Below are 16,786 nucleotides of genomic sequence, written 5' to 3'. Positions count from 1 at the left end.
GCACACCCGTCGAGCGGCCCGATCGGGCCGTCAGCCGAGGTCCCGCGACAGCGCCGTCCGCACCTCCGCGGGGGTGGCCACCACCACGGCTGCACCGGCGTCCTCGAGCTCGTCGACCTCGGCCGGGCCCCAGCCGGCGCCGATGCACGGCAGCCCGTGCGCCGCGGCGCCCAGGACGTCCTGCGCCCGGTCGCCGACCAGCACCGGGTCGCGACCGTCGGGGTGGGCGGCCAGCGCGGCGGCGACCACCTGGTCCTTGTGCCGGACGGCGCCGTCCAGGGTCGCGCCGTGGACGCTCGCGAACGCGGGCAGCAGCCCGGTGTGCGCCAGCACCCGCAGGGCGAACGGCTCCGGCTTGCTGGTGGCCACCGCCAGGGTCCCGCCGTCGGCGCGCAGCGCGGCCAGCAGCTCCGGGACGCCGTCGTGGACGGTGACGTCGAGCAGCGCCCCGGCGGTGTAGTGCGCCCGGTAGGCGGCCACCGCCCGCGGGACGTCGGCGGGCGGGACGCCGAGGACCAGCGCGAACCCGTCCTGCAGCGGCGGGCCGATCATCCCGCGCAGCTGGGCGGGCGTCGGCGGTGCCAGGCCGAGCTCGGCGGCCGCGTGCCGCACGGAGGCATGGATGCCCGGCGCGGAGTCGACCAGCGTGCCGTCGAGGTCGAACAGCACCAACCGGTTCACAGCGAACCCCCAGGCCCGGGGGCTGGTGCACCTCCCACGAGGGTGCTGCAATCTTCAAGCAGTACCCCGACCCCGACCCCGACCCCGCCCGACCGGAGGACCCCGATGACACGGACCCGCGACGCCGCTGTCGCCCCCCAGACGTCGACCATCCGGCTGGCGCAGGCCACGGCCGTGCTGTCGGTGCTCGTGCTGCTGTGGCAGTTCTTCTCCGCCGGACAGCTGGTCAGCGGCGAGGACGCGCTCACCGGCCACGGCGCCGGGGCGATCGCCCTCCACGTGAGCACCGGCCTCCTCCTGGTGGCGACGGGGCTGCACGCCCGGCGGACCCGGCTGTGGTGGCCCGCCGCACTGGCCGCGGTCGTCTTCGTGCTCACCTTCGTGCAGGCCGCGCTGGGCAGCGCCGGCAACATCATCGCGCACGTGCCGGTGGCGCTGATCGTGACCGTCGGCATCGTGTGGCTGACCGCCTGGGCGTTCTGGCCCCCCTCCGCCTGACTCACGCCGGCAGTTCGCCTCCGGGGCCGGCCGCCTCGGCCAGCAGCCGCTCGCGCTGGTCCTCCGGCAGCCGGTCCACGTAGACGGTGCCGTCGAGGTGGTCGACCTCGTGCTGCAGGCAGCGCGCGGCCATGCCGGTCGCCTCGATCGACACCGGCTGCCCCGCCGCGTCCACGCCGTCCACCCGGGCGCGGAAGGCCCGCGGCAGCTCGGCGTACGGGCCGGGCACCGACAGGCAGCCCTCCTCGGTGACCTCCTCGGCCGGCTCGCCCTCGCGCGGCTCGAGGACGGTCAGCTCGGGGTTGACCACGTAGCCCACGACGTCCTCCCCCGCAGCGTCGGGGCAGTCGATGACGAAGACGCGCGCGTCGACGCCGATCTGATTGGCCGCCAGGCCCACCCCGTCGGCGGCCTCCATCGAGGCGAACATGTCGAGGACGAGGCGCCGCAGGTCCTTGCCGAACTCGGTCACCGGCGCGCACGACCGGTGCAGCACCGGATCGGTCCCGTAGGTGACGATCGGCCGGGCTGTGCCGGAGTACCGGCCGGGCAGGCGCATGTCGGCCGATCCTAGGGATGCCGCGTCGCGGCGCCCGGCCGAGGGACGCCGCGACGGGTGCGGTCAGCGCGCCGGCGAGGCCCGCCGGGCGCCCCGGACCGCCGGGCGCCGCCGCGGCACCACCCGCGCCGGCCGTGCGCGGTCCGGTCCGCGGTGCAGGGCGCCGCGCGGCGCGGACAGGACGGGGAAGCCGGACGGGTCGGTCCGCAGGCGACTGGCCGGCGGGTCCGCCGGGCCACGGCCGCCGCGGACGGCGAGGACGAGGGTGGTCACCGACAGGGCGACCACTCCGAGCAGGACGAGCAGGACGACGACACCACCTGAGGTCATGTGGAGAGAGTGGCACCATCCGGACTGGTGAGAATGGGTCCACTGCGGCATGGTGGACCGCATGCCACCTCGGCTCGACCAGTCCATTTCGGCGCAGGAGCTGGCCACCCTCGTCGGCCCGGTCGAGGCCGTGCCGGGCCCGCGCTACGCGGCGCTGGCCCGGCGGATCCGTGAGCTGGTCACGACCGGCGCGCTGCCCAGCGGCAGCCGGCTGCCCGCCGAGCGGGAGTTCGCCGCGGCGCTGGGCGCCAGCCGGGTCACGGTCGCCTCGGCCTACCGGCTGCTGCGGGCCGAGGGGTTCGCCGTCACCCGGCACGGCTCGGGGACGGTCACCGAGCTGCCGGCCGCCAGCAGTGCGTGGCGGGCGCCGACCACCGACCCGGCCCAGCTCGACCTCGCCCACGCCGCGCCCGAGGCCGTGCCCGAGGTGCTCGACGCCTACCAGCAGGCCCTGGCCGCGCTGCCCGCCCACGTCTCCGGCCACGGGTACGCGCCCAGCGGGCTGCCGGAGCTGCGCACGGCGATCGCCGACCGGTTCACCGCCCGGGGCCTGCCCACCGACCCCGACCAGGTCGTCGTCACGGCCGGGACCGGTGACGCCACCGCGATCGTGTTCCAGACGCTGCTGCAGCCCGGCGACCGCGTGCTCGTGGAGCACCCGACCTATCCCGGGGCGCTGGGCATGGTCGACGCCGCGGGCGGCCGCTGCGTGCCCGCGCCGGTCGACGCCGCCGACCCCGACGCCCTGGTCGGTGCGGCCGCACTGGTCGCCCGCCAGAGCAGTCCGCGGATGGCGTTCCTCATGCCGGACTTCTCCAACCCGTCCGGCGCCCGGCTCTCCGCGGCCGGCCGGCGGCGGCTGTCGGCCACCCTGTGGCAGCACGGCGTCCTGGCCGTCGTCGACGAGGTCACCGCCGAGCTGCACCTGGACGACGGCCCGCTCCCGCCGTTCGCCGCCGGCCTCCCGGACGCCGCCACCGTCACCGTCGGCGGGTTGTCCAAGGTCGTCTGGGGCGGGCTGCGGATCGGGTGGCTGCGCACCGACGCGGCACTCGCCGCGCAGGTGGGCGCCGCGCTCGGCCGGCGGCAGCTGTCGGTGGGGGTGGTCGACCAGCTGGCGGCCACCGCCCTCCTCCGCCGCCTCGACGCCGTCCTGGAGGAGCGCCGGCGGACGCTGCGGGAACGCCGGGAGGTGCTGCTGGAGGAGGTGGCGCGCGTGCTCCCCGACTGGCACGCGCCCCGGCCGGCCGGCGGGCTGTCGGTGTGGTGCCGGCTCCCACCGGGCACCAGCTCGGCCGCCGTGGTCGCGGCCGCGGCCCCGCACGGGCTGCTCCTGGCCGAGGGCCGGGCGTTCGGGACGGGGCACGCCTTCGACGACTGCCTGCGGCTGCCGTTCACCCTGCCCCCCGACCGGCTGCGGACGGCGGTGCGCCTGCTGGCCGAGGTGACCGCGGGGCTGCCCGCCCGCGCCGCCGCCCACACCGGCCCGGCCCGCCCCGCGACGGTGGTCTGACCCGACCGCTGGGGGGTGCCGACCGGGGACAGCGCGTGGCGACGCGACGCGGCCCGCAGTCACCCGGTCGCTGGGCGTGCGCCCCCGCCGAGAACGACGTACGGTCCGCACATCGGAGTGCCGGCGGATGCCGTCGGCGTCCCGCGGTGGTCGAACACACGGCCGGCGAACCCCCACCGGGTGCACCCGGAGACTCCCGTGGAGTCGAGATGACAGCGTCACCTTCCCCCATCCTCGCCCGCCCGGCACCGGCCAGTGGTCGCACGGCGGCGTCGCCCGCGTCCCGGCCGGTCCCGGCCGTGCGCCGACTGGCCGGGCGCTACCGGTACGACCGGCGCGTCGGCACGTGGGCCTGGTCCCCGGAGATGACCGCGCTGCTCGGGCACGCGCGGGGCGGCGCCCAGCCCTGCACCGAGCTGCTCGTGCGCTCCCTGCACGCCGGCGACCGCACGCGGGCGCTCGAGGCGATCGCGACCGCGTGCACCAGCGGGCTGCCCTTCTCCCTGCGCGTGCGGCTGTGCAACCGGGCCGGGATGGAGCGCACCGCCGTCCTGATCGGGGAGCCGGAGGTGGACCCGGGCGGGACGGTCAGCGCCCTGGAGGGCCTGCTCGTCGAGGTGCCGCCCGAGACGCACCGCCCGGGGACGACCCCGGGTCAGGACGACGGCGACCGCGTGCACGCCCTGGAGACCGAGGTGGCGCAGCTGCGCACCGCGATGAGCAGCCGGGCGGCGATCGAGCAGGCCAAGGGGATCCTCATGCTGCTCACCGGCTGCGGCGACCAGGTGGCCTTCGAGACGCTCGCGCACATCTCGAGCAACTGCCACCGCAAGGTGCGCGACGTCGCGGTGGCGATCGCGGAGTCGGCCTGCGGACGGGCGCCGCTGCCCGACGACGTCCGCGGGATGATCCGGGACATCTGCCCACCCGCCCCCCGCATGCACTGAGCGGCCCGGGTCCGCCGGGGGTCCGCGCGCCTCGGGCGGGTGCACGGGAGAATGCCGCTGACGTCGGCGGCCGCCGGCGGACCCCGCTCCGAGAGGGGAAGCGCGGCGTGCTCTACCTCGTCGTCCGGTTCCTGCTGCGCCCGTTGTTCCGGATCGTGCTGCGGATGCACGTCGCGGGTCGGCAGAACGTGCCGGCCACCGGCCCGGTCATCCTGGCCAGCAACCACCTGTCGTTCATCGACAGCATGGTGATCCCCCTCTCGGCGCCGCGCCGCGTGCACTACCTCGCCAAGGCGGAGTACTTCACCGGCCGCGGCATCGGGGGCTGGCTGACGAAGACGCTGTTCACCGCGCTGGGTGCCATGCCGGTGGAACGCCAGACGCACCGGGCCGCGCAGGAGGCCCTCGACACCGCGCTGGGCGTGCTGCGGCAGGACGAGGGCTTCGGCATCTACCCGGAGGGCACCCGCTCGCGCGACGGCCGGCTGGCCCGCGGCAAGACCGGGGTCGCCTGGCTGGCCCTGACCGCCGACTGCCCGGTCGTCCCGGTCGCCGTCGCCGGCACCGACCGGGTCCAGCCGGTGGACTCGCGCTGGCCGCGCCCGCACCGGGTGTCGGTCACCTTCGGCCCGCCGCTCACCTTCCCCGAGCACCGCGGCATGGCGGGCAACGGCCGGGCCCGGCGCGCCGTCACCGACCAGATCATGGAGGCGATCGCCGAGCTCTCGGGCCAGGAGAAGGCCGACTGGGGGAAGCCCCGCGAGACCGTCTGAGCGCGGTCAGGAGGTCAGCCGCGCCCGGACGTCGTCCGGCCACGGGGTGGGCCGGCCGTCGGAGGAGCACACGTACGTCGTCCGGACCACGCAGCACACCTGCTCGCCCACGCGGACGGTGAACCGGGCGGTGACGCTGGTGCGGCCCACCCGCTCGGTTTCGGCGTCCACGGTCACGGTGTCCCCCCACCGCGCCGGCGCCGACCACTCCAGCGTGCTGGCCTTGACCAGCGGGTCGATGCGCCGCTCGGTCAGCTCCGCCCAGGACAGGCCCGCCGACGCCCACCAGCCGTTGGAGGCCTCGTCGGCCCACGTGAGGTAGTGGGCGTTGAACACGACGCCCTGCTGGTCGCACTCGACGTACCGGACCGGGGAACTCCACTGTGCGGGCACGGGGGACGACGGTAGTTACGGTTCCCCCATGGACGACGTGCTGGCCCGGTACCGCAGCCCCTCCCAACTGGTGCAGGACAAGGTGATCGACCACCTCGACCGGCACTGCCGGGCCTTCATCGCGCTCTCGCCCTTCGCGACGCTCGCGACGGCCGACGCCGAGGGCTGGCCGGACGTCTCCCCGCGCGGCGGGGACCCCGGCTTCGTGCACGTCCTCGACGAGCACCACCTCGCCCTGCCCGACCGGCCCGGCAACAACCGCGTCGACAGCCTGGCCAACCTGGCCGGCAACCCGCGGGCCGCCCTGCTGTTCCTCGTGCCGGGCATCGAGGAGACGCTGCGGGTCTACGGCACGACGGCACTGGCCGATCCGGACGACCTCGACGTGGACCTGACCGAGTTCGGGCGCGCGCCGCGCTCGGTGCTCGTGGTGACCGTGACCCGGGCCTACTTCCAGTGCGCCAAGTCGGTCATGCGGTCGGGGCTGTGGGACCCGGAGCGGCGGGTCGAGCGCTCGGTCTTCGCCCCGATGCGCGAGGTGTTCGCCGATCACTGCCGGCTCACCACCCCGCTGCCCGACGACGCGGTCATGCGCACGGAGCTGGCCAAGGAGCTCTGAGACCGTCGGTGGCCGCCCCTAGGGTGCGGCCCCATGGCGACCGACGTGCAGATCGTGATCGACAGCGCCGACCCGCACCAGCAGGCCGACTGGTGGGCGGAGGCGCTCGGCTGGGAGGTCGAGGCGCAGGACGAGGCCTTCATCCGCCGGATGGTCGAGTCGGGTGCCGCCACGGAGGCCGACACGACCACGCACCGGGGCGCGCTCGTGTGGCGGTCGGGGGCGGCCCTGGTCTCCCCCGACGCGGGCCGCCCGCGGGTGCTGTTCCAGGCCGTGCCGGAGCCCAAGACGGTCAAGAACCGGCTGCACCTGGACCTGCACGTCGGCGCCGAGCGGCGCGACGACGAGGTCGCCCGCCTGATCACCATGGGCGCGACGGAGCTCTACCGGGAGTCGCAGGGGCCGTTCACGTGGGCGACGCTGCGCGATCCGGAGGGCAACGAGTTCTGCGTGGCCTGAGGGGACCCGGGCCGGGCGGCGGGCCTCAGCTCGCGGGCAGGTCCCGGGCGAGCTTGCGGTAGGCGACGGTGCGTTCGGCCACGGCCCGGCGGCGGTCCTGCTTGCTCCGACGTCCGGTGCCGAGGTAGCGCGCGTCCTCCACGAGCTGGAACGCGGCGAGGACGCTGGCCTTCACCTCCCGGGCACGCGGTGGTGCGGGCGGGACCGGCTCGGCCGAGGTCATGGGAGACCCCCCTCTCCCGGGGAGACCACCTCTGACCGCCCCGTTCTCACATCCTGCCCCCGTCTCGGCAGTTCGAACCGCCCTCGTGACCAATTGGTACCTGTGTGTCACATGTGACACACGAGGTCTCCGCGGCCGGTCCCGGACGCCGTTCCGTACGGTGCCGTCATGGCTGGGAGTGGGTTCGGACGGCGCCTGCCCGGGTTGCTGCGCGCCGCGCTGCGGGCGGTCGCCGCACCGGCGCCCCGGCGCGCCGCACGGAGGTCGGCACGGCCGGTGGACCCGGCCGGCGGGGCGGACCGGACGGCGCCCGGCCCTGCGGGCGTGCACGACCTCGCGGGCGGCCTGGCCGGCGCCGACCTGACCTACCGCCCGCGCGCGGACGGCTCTCCCGACCCGGGCGAGGTCGTGTGGGCCTGGGTGCCGTTCGACGAGGGGGACGGCCGGGGCAAGGACCGGCCGGTGCTGGTCCTCGGCCGCCGCGGTGCCGACCTGGTCGGGCTGATGCTGTCCAGCCAGGACCACGACCGGGACGCCGCCGACGAGGCCCGCCACGGCCGCGTCTGGATGGACGTCGGGACCGGCGCGTGGGACGCGCGGGGCCGGCCGAGCGAGGTGCGCCTGGACCGGCTGCTCGTCCTGCCGCCGGGCGCCGCCCGCCGCGAGGGCGCCGCACTGGACCGCCGCCGCTTCGACGCGGTGGTCGCCGCCGTCCGCGGGCAGCACGGCCACTGACGGCGGCGGCCGGGCCGGCCCGTCGCGGAACCCGCCCGCGGGCCCGCCGGCTCAGGCCGGCAGCGCGTGCAGCCGGCGCTTCGCGACCGCGATCGGGACCTGCGCCACCACCGCGGGGACCACCCACCACACCGGCGACCCGGTGCCGGCCACCAGGGCGCCGGTCAGCAGGGCCGCGTAGGAGCCGCCGAGCAGGTGCGGCTGGAGCGTCCGCCAGGTCCGCCACCCGCGCCGCCGGGCGAGCGCGCCCGCCACGGCCAGCCCCTGGGTGAGGACGGCGACCGCGCACAACCAGGCCAGCCCGGGGACGGCGACCGCGAGGGCCGCACCGCTGAGGGCGACGCCGGCGACGGCGACCTGGTAACCCGCGGCCATCCCGGCGCCGCCGCGGTGCCGCCACCGGGCCAGCAGCCATCCCGGACCGAGCACGAGCCCCGCCGTCCCGGCGAGGACGTGCAGGGCGAGCAGCGCGTCAGGCACGGCGGGCGCTCCGGGAGGTCGTCACCCGACGACCGTGGCACCGGGCCGCGGCGCTCGGCAGTGCCGCCCGTCACCGACCGGCGGTGACGGCTGTCAGGACCCCTCGGCGACCGGCCCCTCGGCGACCGGCTCCTCGCGCGCGGTGCAGCGGGGCCGCACGGTGTAGACGCCGGCCGAGCCGCTCAGCGTCGTGAGGTCGTAGCGGTGCACCACCTTGGGCCCGCCGTGGAGGTGCACGTGGGTGATCGTCGGCAGCGGCTCACCGTGCCGCGCCTCGCGGATCTCCACCCGCCCGTCCAGCGGACCGCCCACGAACAGCAGGACGGCGTCCTGCGTCCCGGCGTCGGTACCGGTCATCTCCTCGGACAGCTCCCTCACCTCCCTCGCACCCCGGGCCAGGGTAGGCGCGCGCGCCGGCCGGCGGCGTCCGGCGAGGGGGTGCTCAGGCCGACGCCCGCGACCGGGAGCCCAGCTCGGCCCGCACGATCGGGGCGACCTCCGTGCCCAGCAGCTCGATGGACCGGAGCACCTCGCGGTGCGGCGCGGCGCCCAGCGAGGACTGCACCAGGAAGCGGTCGTGCCCGAACACCTCGTGCTGGAAGAGGATCTTCTCGGCCACCTGCTGCGGGCTGCCGACGACGACCGCGCCGTGCAGGCCGGCCAGCGCGTCGAAGTCGGGGCGGGTCATGGGCCCCCAGCCGCGCTCGCGGCCCAGCTGGGTCATCACCTCGGCGTAGGTCTCGTAGAAGCTGTCGGCGGCGGCCTGCGAGGTGTCGGCGACGAAGCCGTGCGAGTTGATCGACACGGGGAGCGGGCCGTGCCCGTACTGCTCGGCGGCCCGGCGGTGCAGCTGGGCGAGCGGCGCGAACCGGGCCGGCTCGCCGCCGATGATCGCCAGCGCCAGCGGCAGGCCGAGCGCGCCGGCGCGCACCACCGACTGCGGGTTGCCCCCGACCGCCACCCACACCGGCAGCGGGTCCTGCACCGGGCGCGGGAACACCGGCTGGTCGGCCAGCGCCGCGCGGTGTCGGCCCGACCAGGTCACCCGCGGGGCGTCGCGCAGTTGCAGCAGCAGGTCCAGCTTCTCGGCGAACAGCTCGTCGTAGTCGTCGAGGTCGTGGCCGAAGAGGGGGAAGGACTCGATGAACGAGCCGCGCCCGGCCATCACCTCGGCCCGGCCGTGGGAGAGCAGGTCGACCGTCGCGTACTGCTGGAACACCCGCACCGGGTCCTCGGAGGACAGCACCGTGACGGCGCTGGTCAGCCGGATGCGCGACGTCCGGACGGCGGCCGCGGCGAGCACGGTGGCCGGCGAGCTCACCGCGTAGTCGCGCCGGTGGTGCTCCCCGACGCCGAAGACGTCCAGGCCCACCTGGTCGGCGAGCTCGACCTCCTCCAGCAGGTGGGCCAGCCGCTGCTCGGGGCTGATCGTCGTCCCGGTGCGCGGGTCCCGGAGGACGTCGCCGAACGTGTAGACCCCGAGCTCCACTGCCACTCCCTGCCGTCGTCGGTCGAGCGGTCAACCGCCCTGCGGGACCCCGGATTCCCCACCGGCGCCGCGCAGCCACCGGGCCAGCAGCGGCGCGGCCAGCAGCATGACGAACAGCCGGAGCACCTGGACCGCGAGCACGAAGGTGGCGTCGGCGCCGCCGTCCTGAGCCGTGGCCAGGACGGCGTACAGCCCGCCGGGGGTGGTGGCGAGGTAGGCGTCGAGAGGGCTGGCCTCCGTCGTGACGGTCAGGACCACCCCGAGCCCGGCGCAGCCGGCGATCACCCCCAGGATGACGACCAGCGCCAGGGGCAGCGCTCGCCCGATGGTGCGCAGGCTGTCGCGGGTGAAGTTGAGCCCCACCATCAGGCCGATCAGCAGGAACGCCGCCACCTCCAGCAGCGCCGGGACCTCCGCACCTCGCGAGAGCCCGCTCAGGTCCAGGGCGGCCGCCACCAGCATCGGGCCGAGCAGCGCCGGCACCGGGATCCGCAGCAGCCGTGCCAGCGGGACGCCGGCCAGCAGGCAGGCGGCGGAGAACGCCAGGCCGGCCGGCCAGCCGGGGCCGCCGTCGTCGACCACCGGGCCGCCGGACCCGGGCTCGGCGCCGAACAGTGCCGTCGCGGCCACCGGCATGAGCACGACGATGATCAGCACCCGCAGGTACTGGAGGACCGCGACCATCCGGTCGTCTGCGCCCAGCTCCTGGGACATCGCGGTGATGCCCGAGGCGCCGCCGGCGATCATGGCGAAGGCGCCGGTCACCGGGCTGATCCCGGGCTGCAACCGCATGAGCAGCCCCGCGACGATGGTCAGCAGCAGCGTGCCGACGGTGACGGAGAGGACCGGGAGCCAGTCCCGGCCGATCGCGGCGAGCGTCTCCACGTCGACCAGGGCGCCGATGGACACCCCGATCAGCCCCTGGGCGGCGACCGTCCCCTGGCGCGGGACGACGAGCCGCCGGCGGCCGGCCAGGCCGCGCACCAGGCCGGCGATCAGCCCGGCGAACAGCGAGGGCGAAGGCAGGTCGACGGCGTCGAGGAGCACCGTGAGGGCCACGGCTGCGGCGACCACGAGCGCCGCGTCGGCCACTCGACCGGATCGCCCCGCAGCGCACACGGCGCACCACTCTGCCGGTCGCCGCACCCGGGCCCGGGAGCGGGTGCCCGGGCTCTCTCAGGCGCCGGTGATCCGGCGCAGCTCGGCCACGTGCGCGTCGAAGGCGGCCCGGCCGGCGTCGGTGAGCGCGAGGCTGGTGCGCAGCCGGGCGGCCCGGGTGGCCTTGCGCACCCTCACGTAGCCCGCCTCCTCCAGCTGCCGCACGTGCTTGGAGAGGACCGAGTCGCTGACCCCGACCTCCTCGCGCACGGCGGCGAAGTCCATCGTGTCGACGACCGCCAGCACGCCGCAGATCTGCAGCCGCGGCGGCGGGTGGATGACCGCGTCGAACCGGGGGGCGACGGTGGTCACACCCCGCTCCGCAGCTCGGCGACGTACAGCCGGGTCCACCAGCGGCTGGTGAGGGCGACCCCCACGCCGGCGACGATCCCGGCGACCACCATCGCGCCGCGGATCTCGAGCAGGTACTCCGCCAGCGCGCCGCCGGCCAGGGCCGCTCCGTAGAGCACCGCGAACGCCGCGACCGCCTTCTGCGGCGCTCCGCCGCGCTTCCCGCTCAGCCAGACACCCGTGCGCCGCTTGTAGACGCCGACCAGCAGGAGCGACCCCACGGCGAGGAGGGCGAGCCCGCCCATGATCCACCAGACGCTGCGCGTGGTGTACGAGCTGATGAACACGGCCATCAGCACCCCCAGCGAGACGTCGTACCACCACGGCTGGACCACCCGGTCGGCGAGCGCGGCGCGGGAGCCGGCGAGGGCGGCCAGGTCGGCGGCGGCGGCGGCGCGGTCGGAGACCTCGTGGCTTTCCATGTCGGAAAGCATGCTCGTCACTTTCCGATGCGTCAAGTCACTCGTGCGGGGTGTCGTGCCGGTGCCGCACCGGCCTGCGATCCTGGTCTCGCCCGCTTCCCGCGCCACCGCCGTCGCGGCTCGTGCCCTCCCCGAGGAGATCCGCTGAGCACCGACCCGACCCGCCGCCCCGGCGCGGAGCGCCCGTGAACGCCACCCCGGTCGACCCGGCCAGCGGAGTGGTCTACCCGGTGGGCCTGCGCCTGCTCGGCCGCCGGGTCGTCGTCGTCGGCGGCGGCCAGGTCGCCCACCGCCGCGTCGCCGGGCTGCTGGAGGCCCGGGCCCGGGTGACCGTGGTCAGCCCGCAGGTGACGCCGGCCCTCGAGGCGCTCGTCGAGCCGGGGTCGGTGACCTGGGTGCGGCGCCGCTACGCGGACGGGGACCTGGCCGACGCCTGGTACGCGGTGGCGGCGACCGACGACCCCGCGGTCAACGCCACGGTCGCGGCCGAGGCCGAGCGGAACCGCGTCTTCTGCGCCCGCGCCGACGACCGGTCGGCGTCCAGCGCCTGGACCCCCGCCGTCGGGCGCCTCGGGGACCTCGTCGTCGGCGTGCACGGGGGCGGGGACCCGCAGCGGTCGGTCGGCGTCCGCGACGCGGTCGTCGCCGGGCTCACCGACGGCACCATCCGCGACACCGCGGGGCGGGCGCCCGCGGGCGGCTCCCGGGGCAGCGTCGTCCTGGTCGGCGGCGGGCCGGGCGACCCCGGCCTGGTCACCGTCCGCGGCCAGCAGGCGGTGGCCCAGGCCGACGTCGTCATCGCCGACCACCTGGCGCCGCAGGGACTGCTGGCGTCCCTGCCGCCCGAGGTCGAGGTCATCGACGCCGCCAAGCTCCCGCGGGGGCGGTCCATGGCGCAGGAGCAGATCATCGCCCTGTTGGTCGAGCACGCCCGCGCCGGACGGCGGGTGGTCCGGCTCAAGGGCGGGGACCCGTTCGTCTTCGGCCGGGGGATGGAGGAGGTCGAGGCGTGCGCCGCCGCGGGCATCCCGGTGGAGGTGGTCCCCGGGGTGACCAGCGCGATCGGCGTCCCGGCGCTGGCCGGCATCCCCGTCACGCACCGCGGCCTCACCCACGAGTTCACCGTCGTCTCGGGCCACCTCCCCCCGGGGCACCCGTCGTCGCTGGTCGACTGGGTCGCGCTCGCGCGGCTGACCGGGACGCTCGTCGTCCTCATGGGCGTGGAGACGGCGCCGGCGATCGCCGAGGCGCTGGTCCGGCACGGCCGGGACGCCGGGACGCCGGTCGCCGTCGTCGCCGACGGCGCGAGCCCGTCCCAGCGGACGGTGCGCACCACCCTGGGTGGACTGGCGCAGGCCCTGGCCGACGAGGGCATCCGGCCCCCGGCGGTCTGGGTGGTCGGCGAGGTCGTGCGGCTCGGGACGACTGTCAGCCGCTGAGCGCCCGCAGTTCCCGCACCGCGGCGGCCGGGTCGTCGGCGAAGAACGCGACGCGGGCCACCGGTCGCGGCTGCCCGGGGACCTGCACCGGCGGGTCGAACCGCAGCTCCACGTTGGTCTCCCCCAGCACGGAGAGCGCCAGCCGGTCCCCCTCCAGGACGACGTTCCGGCGGTGCTGCGCGTCGACCGCGCGCCGCGCCCCGACCAGACCCTGCAGCGGGACGACCGTCGACCGGAAGTGCCCGAAGCGCAGCACCAGGTCCGCGCCGCGGAGCAGGTGCGGGTGCTGGCGCAGGGTGAGCCCGAAGCCGACGGCCCACACCAGCGCGTAGACGCCGAGGACGAACAGCGCCCACCGCACCGCCGGCCACGGCAGCAGCAGGTGGACGACGCCGAGCTCCACGGCGCCGATCGCGACCATGCCGCCGACCACGACGCCGAAGCGTCCCGCGTAGGGCAGCGCGACCGCGCCCCCTGAGGCCGGCGCCCGCCCGCGCACCCCGTTCCGGAGCGCCCGAGCGATGCCGGCCTCGGACCGGACCACCGCGCCCACCGCCGACCGCAGCACCCTGCCTCCTTGAGCACTTGTACGTCTGATGTAGTAGTTCTACTATCTCGGAAGCGCGAGCGCTACGAGGAGGCAGCGATGGAGACGGACGTGGACCCCGGCCCGGTCGTACAGGTGCGGGGCCTGCGGATGACCTACGGCACGCACGAGGTCCTCGCCGGCGTCGACTTCGACGTGCACCGCGGTGAGGTCGTGTGCCTGCTGGGGCCCAACGGCGCGGGCAAGACGACGACGATCGAGGTCCTGGAGGGCTTCCGGCTGCGCTCCGCGGGCGAGGTGCGGGTGCTCGGCACCGACCCGGCGCGGGCCGGCGACGAGTGGCGGGCCCGGGTCGGCGTCGTCCTGCAGTCCTGGCGCGACCACGCGCGGTGGACGCCGCGGCGGCTGCTCACCCAGCTCGGCGGCTACTACCGGCCCTACTCGACGCCGGAGCAGCCGCGGCCCTACGACGTCGACTGGCTGCTGGAGACGGTGGGCCTGGCCGAGGACGCCGACCGCAAGATCGCCACGCTCTCGGGCGGGCGGCGGCGCCGGCTGGACGTCGCCGTCGGCATCATCGGCCGCCCGGAGCTGCTGTTCCTCGACGAACCCACCGCCGGGTTCGACCCGCAGGCCCGGCGCGACTTCCACGACCTGGTCCACCGGCTGTCCGACCTGGAGGGCACCAGCATCCTCCTGACGACGCACGACCTGGCCGAGGCCGAGCGCCTGGCCGACCGCATCCTCATCCTCGCCGGCGGCCGCATCGTGGCCGACGGCAGCGCCGCGGAGCTGACCCGGCAGGTGGCCGGCACCAGCGAGGTGCGGTGGACCTGCCGGGGCGAGCGCTTCGTGCACGCCACCGACGACGCGACGCCGTTCGTCCGGCAGCTGTTCGAGCAGCACGGCGACGAGGTCGCCGACCTCGAGGTGCACCGCGCCAGCCTCGAGGACACCTACATCGCCATGGTCGCCCGGCAGGAGTCCGGCACCCGGCCCGAGCTCGTGGAGGTCACCCCGTGAGCGGCAGCACCGCCTACGCCGTCCGGCTCGGCGCCCGCCGGGGCTGGACCGAGTTCCTGCTCAGCCTGCGCAGCGCGCAGGACCAGGGCTTCTACCTGTTCATGGGCGTGGCCACGCTCGTGTACCTGTGGTTCAACCGCGACAGCGAGGTCGAGGGGACGACGCTGCTCTACCCGTCGGTCGCGCTGCCGAGCATCCTCGCCGCACTGGTCGCCTTCGGCGTCGTCATCGGCCCGGCGTTCGCCCTCGCGATGGAGCGGGAGGACGGCACGCTGCTGCGGCACAAGGCACTGCCGCACGGCATGGAGGGGTACGTCACCGGCCAGGTCGTCTTCCACTCCCTCGGCCTGCTGCCGACGCTGCTGGTCATCCTCGTGCCCAGCGCCCTGCTGTTCGAGGACGTCATGCCGAGCGGGGTCGGCGGGTGGCTCACCGTCGCCTGGGTGCTCGCCCTGGGCCTGCTCGCCACGCTGCCGCTCGGGATCATCCTGGGCTCGGTCGTGCCCGGCACGCAGAAGGTCGGCACGTGGGGGATGCTGCCCGTCGTCGTGGTCACCGTGATCTCGGGGATCTTCTTCCCGGTGCAGGCGCTGTGGGGCTGGGTGCAGGCGGTCGCGCAGGTCTTCCCGACCTACTGGATCGGGCTGGGCATGCGCTCGGCGTTCCTGCCGGACGCGGCGGCCGCGGTCGAGCTCGGGGGTTCCTGGCGCACCGGCACGGTCGTGCTCGTGCTCGCCGCCTGGGCGGTCGCCGGCCTGCTCGTCACGCCGGTGGTGCTGCGGCGGATGGCCCGCCGCCAGTCCGGCTCGCAGGTCGCCGCGGCGCGCGATGCCGCCCTGCAGTGGGTCCATTGACCGGGGACCGCTCCGGGGACGCCGTCTACAACCGGATCGCGCTGCTGCGGGCCGAGCAGGGCGTGACCCGGCGGGAGCTGGCCGACGCCCTCGGCGTGCACTACCAGACGATCGGCTACCTGGAGCGCGGCGAGTACAACCCGAGCCTGCACCTCGCGCTGCGCATCGCGGAGTTCTTCCGGCTGCCCGTCGAGGTGGTGTTCTCGACGTCGCCGTTCCCCCGGATCAGCGACGCCGCGCGGTCGTCCTCCGAGGCCGGCTGAGAGGGGACCAGCTCCTGCTGGCTCCTGGCCCCTCTGCAGGGTCCCGCCGCGAGCTCGCGAGGGGTGGGGAGGACGGGGTCACCCTCGGCTCCTGGCCCCCTCCCGGGCACCGCCCCGAGCGGAGCGAGGGGTGGGGAGGAGGGGGTCCTTCCTCAGATGTTGGCGCCGTCCGCCGGTGGCTCCTCGGGCAGGGGCGCGGCGAAGCCCGCGCCGTCGGTGACCGGCGGCGTCATCCCCACCGTGTAGGCGGTCATCGACAGCGAGCCGTAGGCGTACCCGTCGACCAGCACGTCGGCCGTCGTGCCGGTGGCGCCGGCCATCCCGGCCAGGTACAGCAGCGGCAGGAAGTGGTCGGGCGTCGGGACGGCGAGGTCGAAGTCGCGGTGCCCGTCGAGCCGGGCCACCTCCGCGGGCTCCAGCTGCATGAACTCCTGCGCCTGCTCGTCGAACCGCCGCGCCCAGTCGAAGCCGGCATCGGGCAGGGCCCGGCTGACCCCGCCGAGGTTGTGGACGACGTTGCCGCTGGCGATGACCAGCACGCCGTCCTCGCGCAGCGGCGCCAGCGACGCCCCGAGCTGCAGGTGGTAGTCGAACCCCTTCAGCGCGTTGATCGACAGCTGAACGACGGGGATGTCGGCCTCCGGGAAGGCGTGCCGCAGCACCGACCAGGCCCCGTGGTCGATGCCCCAGCTGTCGAGGTCGGCGCCGACCCACGACGGGTGCACGACGTCGGCGACCTCCTGGTAGAGCCCCGGCAGCCCGGGGGCGTCGTAGCGGACCTCGAAGAGCTCCTGCGGGAAGCCGAAGAAGTCGTGGATGGTGCGCGGCCGGGGCATCGCCGTCACGGCGGTGGCGTGCACGTACCAGTGCGCGGAGACGACCAGGATCGCCCGGGGCCGCGGCACCGCCCGCCCGAAGGCGCGCCAGGCCTGCGTGTAGCGGTTCTCCTCCAGGGCGTTCATCGGGTTGCCGTGGCCGATGAACGCGGCGGGCATGACCGGCATGCGACCCTCCCCAGTGACGGCGACCG

General features: G+C 75.8%; 24 protein-coding genes. 11 read left to right on the top strand and 13 right to left on the bottom strand.

Annotation, left to right across the window (positions count from 1 at the left end; all coding sequences use genetic code 11):
- Positions 1 to 30 precede the first annotated feature (30 nt).
- Positions 31 to 681: an HAD hydrolase-like protein gene (locus tag PGN05_RS08960; protein WP_419752185.1), complete on the bottom strand. Its 651-nt coding sequence runs from the start codon at positions 679 to 681 to the stop codon at positions 31 to 33.
- A gap of 105 nt (positions 682 to 786) precedes the next feature.
- On the opposite strand from PGN05_RS08960, the gene PGN05_RS08955 reads away from it, so the two are divergent.
- The gene (locus tag PGN05_RS08955; RefSeq protein WP_419752184.1) at positions 787 to 1,179 is read left to right on the top strand and encodes a hypothetical protein; all 393 of its coding nucleotides are present in this window, start codon (positions 787 to 789) and stop codon (positions 1,177 to 1,179) included.
- A gap of 1 nt (position 1,180) precedes the next feature.
- Here the strand turns inward: PGN05_RS08955 and def are convergent, their stop codons facing one another.
- Complete coding sequence (def, locus tag PGN05_RS08950; protein ID WP_419752183.1) at positions 1,181 to 1,738, bottom strand: peptide deformylase; 558 nt, start codon at positions 1,736 to 1,738, stop codon at positions 1,181 to 1,183.
- A 63-nt stretch (positions 1,739 to 1,801) separates the two neighbouring features.
- Positions 1,802 to 2,068 carry a hypothetical protein gene (locus PGN05_RS08945; protein WP_419752182.1) on the bottom strand — a complete coding sequence of 89 codons (267 nt, stop codon included), beginning with the start codon at positions 2,066 to 2,068 and terminating at the stop codon, positions 1,802 to 1,804.
- A 61-nt stretch (positions 2,069 to 2,129) separates the two neighbouring features.
- Here PGN05_RS08945 and PGN05_RS08940 point away from each other — a divergent pair, with 61 nt between their 5' ends.
- From PGN05_RS08940 to PGN05_RS08930, 3 genes are all read left to right on the top strand, one after another.
- Positions 2,130 to 3,581, top strand: coding sequence for a PLP-dependent aminotransferase family protein (locus PGN05_RS08940; RefSeq protein ID WP_419752181.1), 1,452 nt, complete (start codon positions 2,130 to 2,132; stop codon positions 3,579 to 3,581).
- A gap of 209 nt (positions 3,582 to 3,790) precedes the next feature.
- Positions 3,791 to 4,528 carry an ANTAR domain-containing protein gene (locus PGN05_RS08935; protein ID WP_419752180.1) on the top strand — a complete coding sequence of 246 codons (738 nt, stop codon included), beginning with the start codon at positions 3,791 to 3,793 and terminating at the stop codon, positions 4,526 to 4,528.
- A gap of 107 nt (positions 4,529 to 4,635) precedes the next feature.
- The gene (locus PGN05_RS08930; RefSeq protein WP_419752179.1) at positions 4,636 to 5,301 is read left to right on the top strand and encodes a lysophospholipid acyltransferase family protein; all 666 of its coding nucleotides are present in this window, start codon (positions 4,636 to 4,638) and stop codon (positions 5,299 to 5,301) included.
- Positions 5,302 to 5,307: 6 nt separating this feature from the next.
- On the opposite strand, the gene PGN05_RS08925 is transcribed toward PGN05_RS08930, so the two are convergent.
- Positions 5,308 to 5,694 carry an acyl-CoA thioesterase gene (locus tag PGN05_RS08925; RefSeq protein WP_419752178.1) on the bottom strand — a complete coding sequence of 129 codons (387 nt, stop codon included), beginning with the start codon at positions 5,692 to 5,694 and terminating at the stop codon, positions 5,308 to 5,310.
- Between the two features lie 28 nt (positions 5,695 to 5,722).
- Between PGN05_RS08925 and PGN05_RS08920 the strand changes: the two genes are divergently transcribed.
- Complete coding sequence (locus PGN05_RS08920) at positions 5,723 to 6,313, top strand: MSMEG_1061 family FMN-dependent PPOX-type flavoprotein (RefSeq protein ID WP_419752177.1); 591 nt, start codon at positions 5,723 to 5,725, stop codon at positions 6,311 to 6,313.
- A 33-nt stretch (positions 6,314 to 6,346) separates the two neighbouring features.
- Positions 6,347 to 6,772 carry a VOC family protein gene (locus PGN05_RS08915; RefSeq protein ID WP_419752176.1) on the top strand — a complete coding sequence of 142 codons (426 nt, stop codon included), beginning with the start codon at positions 6,347 to 6,349 and terminating at the stop codon, positions 6,770 to 6,772.
- Positions 6,773 to 6,797: 25 nt separating this feature from the next.
- Here the strand turns inward: PGN05_RS08915 and PGN05_RS08910 are convergent, their stop codons facing one another.
- The gene (locus PGN05_RS08910) at positions 6,798 to 6,995 is read right to left on the bottom strand and encodes a hypothetical protein (protein WP_419752175.1); all 198 of its coding nucleotides are present in this window, start codon (positions 6,993 to 6,995) and stop codon (positions 6,798 to 6,800) included.
- A 168-nt stretch (positions 6,996 to 7,163) separates the two neighbouring features.
- Between PGN05_RS08910 and PGN05_RS08905 the strand changes: the two genes are divergently transcribed.
- Positions 7,164 to 7,730, top strand: coding sequence for a type II toxin-antitoxin system PemK/MazF family toxin (locus PGN05_RS08905; RefSeq protein ID WP_419752174.1), 567 nt, complete (start codon positions 7,164 to 7,166; stop codon positions 7,728 to 7,730).
- A gap of 51 nt (positions 7,731 to 7,781) precedes the next feature.
- Here PGN05_RS08905 and PGN05_RS08900 read toward each other — a convergent pair whose 3' ends face one another.
- From PGN05_RS08900 to PGN05_RS08875, 6 genes are all read right to left on the bottom strand, one after another.
- Positions 7,782 to 8,210: a hypothetical protein gene (locus PGN05_RS08900; protein WP_419752173.1), complete on the bottom strand. Its 429-nt coding sequence runs from the start codon at positions 8,208 to 8,210 to the stop codon at positions 7,782 to 7,784.
- 93 nt (positions 8,211 to 8,303) lie between these two features.
- Positions 8,304 to 8,588 carry a hypothetical protein gene (locus tag PGN05_RS08895; RefSeq protein ID WP_419752172.1) on the bottom strand — a complete coding sequence of 95 codons (285 nt, stop codon included), beginning with the start codon at positions 8,586 to 8,588 and terminating at the stop codon, positions 8,304 to 8,306.
- A 64-nt stretch (positions 8,589 to 8,652) separates the two neighbouring features.
- A complete protein-coding gene (locus PGN05_RS08890; RefSeq protein WP_419752171.1) occupies positions 8,653 to 9,699 on the bottom strand; it encodes an LLM class flavin-dependent oxidoreductase in 1,047 nt (348 codons plus the stop codon).
- A gap of 30 nt (positions 9,700 to 9,729) precedes the next feature.
- Positions 9,730 to 10,773 (bottom strand): AbrB family transcriptional regulator, encoded by a 1,044-nt coding sequence (locus tag PGN05_RS08885; protein ID WP_419752170.1) that lies wholly within the window; start codon positions 10,771 to 10,773, stop codon positions 9,730 to 9,732.
- 102 nt (positions 10,774 to 10,875) lie between these two features.
- Positions 10,876 to 11,169, bottom strand: a complete 294-nt coding sequence (locus PGN05_RS08880; protein WP_419752169.1) for a transcriptional regulator — start codon at positions 11,167 to 11,169, stop codon at positions 10,876 to 10,878.
- The gene (locus PGN05_RS08875) at positions 11,166 to 11,630 is read right to left on the bottom strand and encodes a hypothetical protein (RefSeq protein WP_419752168.1); all 465 of its coding nucleotides are present in this window, start codon (positions 11,628 to 11,630) and stop codon (positions 11,166 to 11,168) included. Before PGN05_RS08875 ends, PGN05_RS08880 begins: the two co-directional genes overlap by 4 nt.
- 185 nt (positions 11,631 to 11,815) lie before the next feature.
- On the opposite strand from PGN05_RS08875, the gene cobA reads away from it, so the two are divergent.
- Entirely contained in the window at positions 11,816 to 13,069 is a 1,254-nt protein-coding gene (gene cobA / locus PGN05_RS08870) for a uroporphyrinogen-III C-methyltransferase (RefSeq protein ID WP_419752167.1), read from the top strand.
- Here the strand turns inward: cobA and PGN05_RS08865 are convergent.
- Entirely contained in the window at positions 13,059 to 13,637 is a 579-nt protein-coding gene (locus PGN05_RS08865; RefSeq protein WP_419752166.1) for a hypothetical protein, read from the bottom strand. The two genes, cobA and PGN05_RS08865, sit on opposite strands and share 11 nt — an antisense overlap.
- A gap of 78 nt (positions 13,638 to 13,715) precedes the next feature.
- Between PGN05_RS08865 and PGN05_RS08860 the strand changes: the two genes are divergently transcribed.
- From PGN05_RS08860 to PGN05_RS08850, 3 genes are read left to right on the top strand one after another with little or no spacing between them, the layout of a single operon-like run.
- The gene (locus PGN05_RS08860) at positions 13,716 to 14,639 is read left to right on the top strand and encodes an ABC transporter ATP-binding protein (protein WP_419752165.1); all 924 of its coding nucleotides are present in this window, start codon (positions 13,716 to 13,718) and stop codon (positions 14,637 to 14,639) included.
- Positions 14,636 to 15,493: an ABC transporter permease gene (locus tag PGN05_RS08855; protein ID WP_419752164.1), complete on the top strand. Its 858-nt coding sequence runs from the start codon at positions 14,636 to 14,638 to the stop codon at positions 15,491 to 15,493. Before PGN05_RS08860 ends, PGN05_RS08855 begins: the two co-directional genes overlap by 4 nt.
- Positions 15,490 to 15,756, top strand: coding sequence for a helix-turn-helix transcriptional regulator (locus tag PGN05_RS08850; protein ID WP_419752163.1), 267 nt, complete (start codon positions 15,490 to 15,492; stop codon positions 15,754 to 15,756). The genes PGN05_RS08855 and PGN05_RS08850 overlap by 4 nt, the downstream gene beginning before the upstream one ends.
- Positions 15,757 to 15,908: 152 nt before the next feature.
- On the opposite strand, the gene ygiD is transcribed toward PGN05_RS08850, so the two are convergent.
- A complete protein-coding gene (ygiD, locus tag PGN05_RS08845; RefSeq protein WP_419752162.1) occupies positions 15,909 to 16,760 on the bottom strand; it encodes a 4,5-DOPA dioxygenase extradiol in 852 nt (283 codons plus the stop codon).
- Positions 16,761 to 16,786: the final 26 nt, after the last annotated feature.

Origin of the sequence: Geodermatophilus sp. CPCC 206100, assembly GCF_048569675.1 — a bacterium.
Classification (GTDB): domain Bacteria; phylum Actinomycetota; class Actinomycetes; order Mycobacteriales; family Geodermatophilaceae; genus Geodermatophilus.
Note: the sequence above shows the minus strand (reverse complement) of the source record. Positions and strands in the feature narration are given on the sequence as shown.